The 8,121-nt window shown below is 68.6% G+C and carries 12 protein-coding genes and 1 tRNA gene; 7 read left to right on the top strand and 6 right to left on the bottom strand.

Annotated elements, in window-relative coordinates; genetic code table 11:
- The first annotated feature begins 358 nt into the window (after nucleotides 1-358).
- Nucleotides 359-517 (top strand): hypothetical protein, encoded by a 159-nt coding sequence (locus AB0I15_RS58980; protein WP_358117802.1) that lies wholly within the window; start codon nucleotides 359-361, stop codon nucleotides 515-517.
- Nucleotides 518-660: 143 nt separating this feature from the next.
- Nucleotides 661-1,542 carry a GNAT family N-acetyltransferase gene (locus AB0I15_RS58975; RefSeq protein WP_358117799.1) on the top strand — a complete coding sequence of 294 codons (882 nt, stop codon included), beginning with the start codon at nucleotides 661-663 and terminating at the stop codon, nucleotides 1,540-1,542.
- A 95-nt stretch (nucleotides 1,543-1,637) separates the two neighbouring features.
- Here the strand turns inward: AB0I15_RS58975 and AB0I15_RS58970 are convergent, their stop codons facing one another.
- On the bottom strand, nucleotides 1,638-2,105 hold the full coding sequence (locus AB0I15_RS58970) for an NUDIX domain-containing protein (RefSeq protein WP_358117796.1): 468 nt from the start codon (nucleotides 2,103-2,105) through the stop codon (nucleotides 1,638-1,640).
- Nucleotides 2,106-2,201: 96 nt separating this feature from the next.
- Between AB0I15_RS58970 and AB0I15_RS58965 the strand changes: the two genes are divergently transcribed.
- Complete coding sequence (locus AB0I15_RS58965) at nucleotides 2,202-2,597, top strand: hypothetical protein (RefSeq protein ID WP_358117793.1); 396 nt, start codon at nucleotides 2,202-2,204, stop codon at nucleotides 2,595-2,597.
- A 6-nt stretch (nucleotides 2,598-2,603) separates the two neighbouring features.
- Here AB0I15_RS58965 and AB0I15_RS58960 read toward each other — a convergent pair whose 3' ends face one another.
- Nucleotides 2,604-3,245, bottom strand: coding sequence for a LysE family translocator (locus tag AB0I15_RS58960; protein WP_358117791.1), 642 nt, complete (start codon nucleotides 3,243-3,245; stop codon nucleotides 2,604-2,606).
- Nucleotides 3,246-3,342: 97 nt separating this feature from the next.
- Here AB0I15_RS58960 and AB0I15_RS58955 point away from each other — a divergent pair, with 97 nt between their 5' ends.
- From AB0I15_RS58955 to AB0I15_RS58945, 3 genes are all read left to right on the top strand, one after another.
- Nucleotides 3,343-4,305 carry a neutral zinc metallopeptidase gene (locus AB0I15_RS58955; RefSeq protein ID WP_358117789.1) on the top strand — a complete coding sequence of 321 codons (963 nt, stop codon included), beginning with the start codon at nucleotides 3,343-3,345 and terminating at the stop codon, nucleotides 4,303-4,305.
- A 75-nt stretch (nucleotides 4,306-4,380) separates the two neighbouring features.
- The gene (locus AB0I15_RS58950) at nucleotides 4,381-5,214 is read left to right on the top strand and encodes a neutral zinc metallopeptidase (protein WP_358117786.1); all 834 of its coding nucleotides are present in this window, start codon (nucleotides 4,381-4,383) and stop codon (nucleotides 5,212-5,214) included.
- A 48-nt stretch (nucleotides 5,215-5,262) separates the two neighbouring features.
- Complete coding sequence (locus AB0I15_RS58945) at nucleotides 5,263-5,559, top strand: type II toxin-antitoxin system VapB family antitoxin (protein WP_358117782.1); 297 nt, start codon at nucleotides 5,263-5,265, stop codon at nucleotides 5,557-5,559.
- Between the two features lie 114 nt (nucleotides 5,560-5,673).
- Here the strand turns inward: AB0I15_RS58945 and AB0I15_RS58940 are convergent.
- The 4 genes from AB0I15_RS58940 to AB0I15_RS58925 all read right to left on the bottom strand — a co-directional run bounded on the left by AB0I15_RS58940 (nucleotide 5,674) and on the right by AB0I15_RS58925 (nucleotide 7,241).
- A tRNA-Ser gene (locus AB0I15_RS58940) sits at nucleotides 5,674-5,760 on the bottom strand.
- A gap of 10 nt (nucleotides 5,761-5,770) precedes the next feature.
- Complete coding sequence (gene tadA / locus AB0I15_RS58935; protein WP_358117779.1) at nucleotides 5,771-6,226, bottom strand: tRNA adenosine(34) deaminase TadA; 456 nt, start codon at nucleotides 6,224-6,226, stop codon at nucleotides 5,771-5,773.
- 10 nt (nucleotides 6,227-6,236) lie between these two features.
- A complete protein-coding gene (locus AB0I15_RS58930; protein ID WP_358117777.1) occupies nucleotides 6,237-6,713 on the bottom strand; it encodes a tRNA adenosine deaminase-associated protein in 477 nt (158 codons plus the stop codon).
- A gap of 18 nt (nucleotides 6,714-6,731) precedes the next feature.
- A complete protein-coding gene (locus AB0I15_RS58925; RefSeq protein WP_358117774.1) occupies nucleotides 6,732-7,241 on the bottom strand; it encodes a tRNA adenosine deaminase-associated protein in 510 nt (169 codons plus the stop codon).
- 153 nt (nucleotides 7,242-7,394) lie between these two features.
- Here AB0I15_RS58925 and upp point away from each other — a divergent pair, with 153 nt between their 5' ends.
- Entirely contained in the window at nucleotides 7,395-8,033 is a 639-nt protein-coding gene (upp, locus tag AB0I15_RS58920) for a uracil phosphoribosyltransferase (protein WP_358117771.1), read from the top strand.
- Nucleotides 8,034-8,121: the final 88 nt, after the last annotated feature.

Genomic DNA, 8,121 nt, shown 5'->3' with positions numbered 1-8,121 from the left:
CCTGGCCAGCACACCGATACGCCGCTGCCCGGCCAGCCGGATCGGCTCGCCACCGGCCAGGACCTGCCACGGACCGAGAAATCTGATCTCCAGCGTCACGAGGGGCGCTGCCCTCCTTCACGAAGTCGGCATTGAGTGGAGCGATCGAGCCCTTTGCGGCGATCGCGGATGGAACGCCGTCTGCCGTCAGGCTTCCGGCGTCGTGGTTCACATGTGCATGTATAGACAGACAGGCTTACAGGTGCCTTACAAACGACTCGCCAGGATCGGCACATACAGCCATGTATGGAGGTTTGTGTCGCGATCTCTGTGTCCAATACGATCAGCCCCTGCGTCTTCGTATCGCACAGGAGGTCTTGTGACACACGTCAGGCTGCTCAGGAAGCTCGCCGTTGTGGCCGCGGCCGGTCTTTTCGCGCTCGGCCTTGCCGCTGGGGCCGCCTCGTCCGCCTCCGCCGCGGAGAAGATCTGGAATCCCGACCCCTCCGGCGAGATCTCCACCGACCCTCAGTGGTGATTCCACGGCCAGGTAACCTGCCGTAGCCAGGCCGTTCTCGATGCCGAGGCCGTACCAGGAGGAGGTGTGCAGCAGATGCGCACGACCGTTCAGCCGCGAATTCGCAGCTCTGCCATTCCCGACCTCCTCAACCCGGAGACCGCGTGTCGATTCGCATCATCCCTCTGATCGATCCTCAGCTCACCTCGTCCGCGCGGCGCCTCGCCTGGCTGGCCGCCCTGCCGACCGGCGTACCGGCGGGGTCGGCGTTCCTGCGCCTGTTCACCAAGGCGGGCCAGGATCATCTGGCCGAGCTCGATCTCCACGTGCACCCCGCCGAGCAGCGCGCCGGCGTCGGATCCCTTCTGCTCACGGCCGCGGTGGCCGCCGCCCGGGAAGAGGGGCGGCGTAGCGTCATCGCGGAGGTGGAGCCCGGTTCGCCGGGAGACGCCTTCCTGGTGGCGCGCGGTTTCCGGAAGGTGCTGACGCTGACCTACGCGCGGCTGTCGCTGGCCGGAACCGACCTCGCCGGCCTGCGCGAGATCGCGCACAGCCCGCATCCCGGCTACCGGCTGGTCGCGTGGGACGGGATCGTGCCCGACGAGCTGGCCGAGACGTTCACCGCCTCCCGCCACGCCATGGACGACATGCCGATGGACGACACCGACTACGGCACCGTCCACTGGGACGTCGACCGCGTACGCGAGGCGGCGCGGACCATCGCGAACCGGGGCGACCTGCTCCACACCGTCGCCGCCGTCGCCGAGTCGGACGGCTCCATCGCCGGGTTCACCGAGCTGGTGGTCCCGGGCGACGGGAAGGGCGACGCCCAGCACTACGGCACCGGCGTGCTGCCCGCGCATCGCGGGCACGGGCTGGCCCGCTGGATGAAGGCCGAAGCTGTCCGGCGGGCACGTGAGCGCTACCCCGACCTCGACGGCCTGCTGACCGACACCGCCGACGGGAACCGCCACATGCGCGCCGTCAACGACGGGCTCGGTTACGTGCCGACCCATCAAAGGGTGACGCTGCAGCTCGACCTGTAGCGACGGTCGACCCGGACTCGACCTGAAGCGGCGGGACGACCCGGTCAACCTGTCGCGGCGGGCGGCCCGGTCGAAGGAAGGCCGGGCGTTCGCGGTCACGAAGCCGCGCGTCGCAGGCTGCGCGCGAGCCAGGGCGGGCAGTCCGCGGCGGCCTCGGCGGCCGTGAGCCAGACGAGGCCGGCCACCTCCTCCGCCGACGCGGCCACCGGCTCGGCGTGCGCCGGCAACGCGCCGCGGAACACCACGTTGATCACCGGATCGCCGTCGTCGGTGACGAAGAACCCGCTCTCCACATAAACGAGCTCGACCCCGTCCAGCTCGACGCCGATCTCCTCGGCCACCTCCCGGCGTGCCGTCTCCTCCAGTACGTCGGCTCCGGCGCCCTCGGCCTCGACCTTCCCGCCGACACCGGCGAGCATCCCGGGTGCGTGGGCCTCCTGGGCACCCCTCCGGATGAGCAGCCAGCGGCCGTCCCGTTCCAGCAGCACCTCGACGTTGACGACGAACGCGGGTCGCCCCGCTCGGGTGACACATGCCGATATTTCCGGCGGGTGAATGGTCATGACCGGAACTCTACGAGCCCGGCGTTCCCGTACATGACCATGTGGGGCGGTCCTATGCTCGGCGCGTCAATCGCCGCCCCTGGATGGGAGGCTCGTATGTCCGAGCCTGGTGGCAGCGAGGCGATGCCCCGGTCCGTGTCCGTGGCCAGGATCTGCATGTGGATCCAGACGGTCATGGGGATGGTCGGCCTGTTCCTGCTGTTCATCCTGCTGGGGAGCGCGCCGGTGGGGGTCGTACGGGGGGCCTTGCTGTTCGCGTTGGCCGTGCCGCTGGTGACGATCTCGCTGATCGGGTTCCTGGCGACGCGGATCGTCTCCCGGCGCGCCTGGGTACGCGTCTTCGGGCTGGTCGTCGAGTTCCTGCTGATCCTCTTGGGCATCTGGCGGGTCACGAACGGCGTCAGCCCCGGGAACGTGCTGGGGGTGATCCTCGCCGCGGTGGCGTTCGCGCAGTTGTGCGGGGCCCCGGCCGCGCGGTGGTTCGACCGGTGAGCCCGTTCAGGAGGCGACGAGGGCCTTGGACCGGTCGGTCGCCATGCTGATGGCGAAGCCGCCGAGCACCGTGCCGGTGACGTAGCGCTGGACGCGGATCCAGACCGGGCGGCGGGCCAGGAACGCCGCCAGGCTTCCCGCCGTGACCACGAACAGGGCGTTGACCAGGGTCCCGACGGCGATCTGCACGGAACCGAGGGCGAGGCTCTGCAGCAGCACGTGGCCCATCGCCGGGTCGATGAACTGCGGAAGCAGCGACAGGTACAGAATGGCGATCTTGGGGTTCAGCAGGCAGGTCAGCAGGCCCATCGAGAACAGCTTGCCCGGCCTCTCCTCGGGCAGCTCACGCGGTTGGAAGGCCGAGGCGCCGCCGGGCTTGACGGCGTTCCAGGCCAGCCAGAGCAGGTACGCGGCCCCGGCCAGCTTGAGAGCCGTGTACGCGGCCGGCACGTACGCGAAGACGGCCGTCAGCCCCAGGCAGGTGGCGGTCAGGTAGACGGTGAAGCCCAGGAAGACGCCCGTCAGCGAGATCAGCCCGGAGCGGCGCCCCTGCGTGATCGACCGCGACACCAGATAGATCATGTTCGGCCCCGGCGTGAGAACCATGCCCAGCGACACCAATGCGATCCCGATCAAGCCACCCGTCATATCGGCAGATTATCCGACAAATCAATGAAAATCATGCACTTACCGCTACCTGGCGTAATCGCATCGTCACAGGGAAAGGTGTGGTTCGGGGGAGAACATGCAGTTCGACGATGATGCGCAGCTCGACCCGTCGCAGGTCGAGGACGTACGAGCCTCAGGTCCGCAATCGGGGGGCGGGGGCGGCCGCCGGGGCGGCGGGATGCCGGGCGGCTGCGCGCTGCCCATCGGCGGCAAGGGCGGCGGCTGCCTGCTGCTGATCCTGGGGGTGGCGGCGCTGTTCCTGTTCGGGCTGGTGCCCACGCCCTTCAGCGGCGAAGAAGGCGGGCAGCAGGGCGGCGGGCGGCAGCCGAGCGCCCCTCCCCCGCCCTCCCCGAGCGGCAACCTGGCCGAACGGTGCAAGACCGGCGCCGACGCCGACCAGTCGGAGGACTGCCGCATCGTCGGGACGGTGAACAGCATCCAGTCCTACTGGCGGCAGGAGTTCGCCGAACGCGGAAAGAAGGCGTACACGCCGGCCAAAACCGTGCTGTTCTCCCAGGCGGTCCGCACGGGCTGCGGCGTGGCCGACTCGGCCGTCGGGCCGTTCTACTGCCCCGCGGACCGCAAGGTGTACCTGGACCTGAGCTTCTTCGACACGCTCCAGCGCGACTTCGGGGCCGAGGGCGGCCCGTTCGCGCAGGCGTACGTGATCGCCCACGAGTACGGGCACCACGTCCAGAACCTGCTCGGCACCATGAACAGGCTCAGCCGCGACAACCGCCCGGGGGCAGGCAGCGCCTCGGTACGCCTCGAACTCCAGGCCGACTGCTACGCCGGGGTGTGGGCGCACAACGCCGTCAAGACCGGCTTCTACGACGAGCCCTTCTCCCAGACCGACATCGACCAGGCGCTCAGCGCGGCCGCCGCGGTCGGTGACGACAGCATCCAGCGGCGGTCGCGCGGCCGGGTGACCCCCGACGCCTTCACCCACGGCACCTCGGAGCAGCGCGAGAGGTGGTTCAGCACGGGCTACGACAGCGGCGACCCCAAACGGTGCGACACGTTCACCGGTGGCATCTAGACGCGCGCTTTGCCGGTAGCCGGGCGTTCTTTGGGGCAGTTGTCCTGCGGGCAGTACCCAGAAAGGGACGTCAGCATGGACTTCAAAGACCAGGTCGAGCTCGACCCCTCACAGGTGGAGGACGCCGGAGGAAGCGGCGGCGGCGGGCGCGGCGGCTTTCCCGGCGGCATGGTCATCGGCGGCGGCGGGATCGTCAGCGTGATCGTGCTGGTGCTGGTGTTCGTCCTGAACAACGTGGGCGGCGGCGACGAGCCCGCCCAGCGGCAGCCCACGTCCAACCTCTCGGAGCAGTGCCGGACGGGCAAGGACGCCGACCAGTCCGAGCGGTGCCAGGTGGTGGGCGTGGTCAACAGCATCCAGGACTATTGGCGGCAGGAGTTCGCCGACTATCGCGCGGCGAAGACCGTGCTGTACTCGGGCGACGTCAGCACGGGCTGCGGCGCGGCCGACTCGTCCGTGGGGCCGTTCTACTGCCCCACCGATCAGCGCGTCTATCTGGACCTGAGCTTCTTCGACCAGCTCCAGAGCCAGTTCGGCGCCAAGGGCGGGCCGTTCGCGCGGGCGTACGTGATCGCCCACGAGTACGGGCACCACGTCCAGAATTTGCGCGACGTCCTCAAGTCGGGCGGTTCGGTCCCCGTCGAGCTTCAAGCCGACTGTTACGCCGCCGTCTGGGCCCGTAACGCGATCAAGACCGGTTTCTACGACAAGCCCTTCACCGAGACGGAAATCGCCGAAGCCATCGACGCCGCGGCCGCGGTCGGCGACGACAGAATCCAGCAACGCACCACCGGCAGAATCGATCCTGAATCGTTCACGCACGGCAGCTCGGAACAACGCGTCAACGCCTTCAAACGCGGCTACAAAAACGGCGCACCGGCCGACTGTGCTCTGTCTGACCTGGGCTGATCCGGCCGGATAGCGCAAGGAATCGGAATCTCTCCTAAAATCAGGGGGGTGATCTTCAAGCTTGTCGGCGACGGACGCCCTTATCCCGAACACGGTCTGACTCACCGAGAGTGGGCGCAGATCCCTCCACGGCAGGTCCGGCTCGACTCGTTGATCACCACGAAGGCCATGCTGGACCTGCACTCACTGCTCGCCGCCGACTCCACGTTCTACGGGGACCTTTTCCCGCACGTGGTGCAGTGGCAGGGCGAGCTCTATCTGGAGGACGGCCTGCACCGCGCGTTGCGCGCCGCACTGCACCAACGATCGATCCTGCACGCCAGGGTCCTGGAGCTGCCCACCTGAAAATAGGAAAAAGGGAGCCGCCGGTCGCGGCTCCCTTTTTTTGTGCCCGCCCTCCGGCGGATTCTCCCGGAACATGCCGAAGGGCCCCCGAGATCGGAGGCCCTTCGGCGTCGGCGGTGGTGGTGGGATTTGAACCCACGGATGAGTTGCCCCATCACACGCTTTCGAGGCGTGCGCCCTCGGCCACTAGGCGACACCACCGCGCACGAGCTTACCGGATCCGGCGAGTGGCGAAGAACCGCTTTAGTACCTCACCGCACTCCTCGGCCAGCACGCCCATGATCACTTCGGGCCGATGGTTGAGCCTGCGGTCGCGTACGACGTCCCAGAGCGAGCCGACGGCCCCGCCCTTCTCGTCGGTGGCGCCGTAGACGATGCGGTCCACCCGGGCCAGTACGGCGGCGCCGGCGCACATCGTGCAGGGCTCCAGCGTCACCACGAGCGTGCAGCCCCCGAGCCGCCACTGTCCGCGCCGCGCGGCGGCACGGCGCAGCGCGAGCACCTCGGCGTGGGCGGTCGGGTCGGCGGCGGACTCGCGGTCGTTGCCCGCCACGGCCAGGATCTCGCCGAGCGGATCGAGCACCACGGCGCCCACGGGGATCTCGCCTCTGGCGCCCGCCGTCGCGGCTTCGGCCAGGGCCAGGCGCATGGCCTCCTCGTGTGTCACCGCGAGCGTGTCACCGCAGCCGGTCGAGCTCGTCGGCGAACGACAGCCGCTCGGCGATCACCGACAGGATGTCGGCGGGCAGCAGGCCCTCCTCCATGCTGAGCTCGAGCAGCTCCTCGGAGCTCACGCCCAGGTCGCTGAGCAGCTCGAAATCGCCCGCCGGGCGCACGCCCAGGCCGTTGCTCTCCTTGTCGGGCGCCACGCCGGCGAACTCGGCGAACAGCTCGCCCAGGCTGTCGGTGAGGATCGCGTGCGCGTCGGAGAGGAACACCCGCGGCTCCTCCTCGCCCCGGTAGCGGGCGATGGCGAACCATTCGTCCTCCACCTCGACGCAGAGCAGGGCCAGCTCATCACCCGAGAGCCCCAGCACCTCCGTGACGGCGTCGCCGAGATCGTCGACGATCTCGGCGTCCCTGAGATCGACTTCGGCGCCGCTCCAGCCGTCGGACGTTCTGACAAAGGCCGCAGAGAAGGTGGTGGACGCCATGTCCGCGCTCCAGGGGGGTCAGCCGAAGACCGATTCGATGGCACGCTCGAACGGCTCGGAGAAGCCGAGCCGCGCGGCGATGCTGGACAGCACATCTTCGGGAAGCAGATCGATGTCGCCGGAGAGGATGCCCAGCTCCATCTCGTCCAAGCCGAGATCGGCGAAGATCGACAGATCTCCCGCCGGGAGCACGGTCTCCTCGTCCTGGAGGATCTCGTCGAGCTCCTCCTCGTCCGGCACGGGGACGTCGAGATAGTGCAGGACCTGACGGGCGAGCGGGAAATCCCAGGAAGCGGCGATGTCGGACAGGAAGACGTCCACCCGATCGCCGAGGACCCGCAGCGCCACGAAGAACTCATCCCCCACGGCGACCAGCCCAATCGTGCCGCTCTCGCTCGGCTGCTGCCTCAGGGCGTGGATCAGCCCCTGCAGGTCAGACGTGAGCGTGACCGGCAGCAGCTCGGCGTCCCAGCAGCCGTCCTCGCGATAAACCACGATGGCGAAGTCGAGAGCGTCTTCGTCTGTCATCGCCATACCCACCCGACCTCTGACACGACAGATATCACCAGCACCCAATCGTTCCAGAACCAGCCACTAGGCGTGTGCCTCTCCGACCAAATTGTGATCAAAACCAAAGGCGTGAGGTGCCGGTACGTTCCCCACAAGATAGCGTTGCCCCTTATGGAGACCCTCGTCGTCGACCATCCGCTCGTGGCTCACAAGCTAACCACGTTGCGCGATGTCCGCACCGACTCGCCCACCTTCCGCAGGCTCGCGGACGAGCTGGTGACGTTGCTCGCGTACGAGGCCACGCGCGACGTGCGCGTCACCGACGTCACCGTCCAGACGCCCGTCTCCTCAGCCCGGGGCGTCCGCCTCGCCAAGCCCTACCCGCTCGTCGTGCCCATCCTGCGCGCCGGGCTCGGCATGCTCGACGGCATGACCAGGCTGCTGCCCACGGCGGAGGTCGGGTTCCTCGGCATGATCCGCGACGAGTCCACGCTGCAGGCGGAGACCTACGCCACGCGGCTGCCCGACGACCTGTCGGGGCGGCAGTGCTACGTGGTCGACCCGATGCTGGCCACCGGCGGCACGCTGGCGGCGGCCGTGCAGTTCCTCTTTGACAGGGGCGCCGTCGACGTCACGGCCCTGTGCCTGCTGGCCGCTCCCGAAGGGCTGGCCCACATGGACAAGGTGTTCGCGAACTCCGGCAAGCCGATCCGCGTGGTCACCGCGGCGCTCGACGAGCGGCTCAACGAGAACGGCTATATCGTGCCCGGCCTCGGCGACGCCGGCGACCGGCTCTACGGCGTCGTCTGACCCTCGCCGCGACCGGGACCGGCCGCCCAAAAGCGCCATCTCATTACGCGCAGCCATCACTTCGTTACATACTGTGGTTGGGTGGGTA

Origin of the sequence: Nonomuraea sp. NPDC050643 (assembly GCF_040654715.1) — a bacterium.
GTDB lineage: Bacteria > Actinomycetota > Actinomycetes > Streptosporangiales > Streptosporangiaceae > Nonomuraea.
Note: the sequence above shows the minus strand (reverse complement) of the source record. Positions and strands in the feature narration are given on the sequence as shown.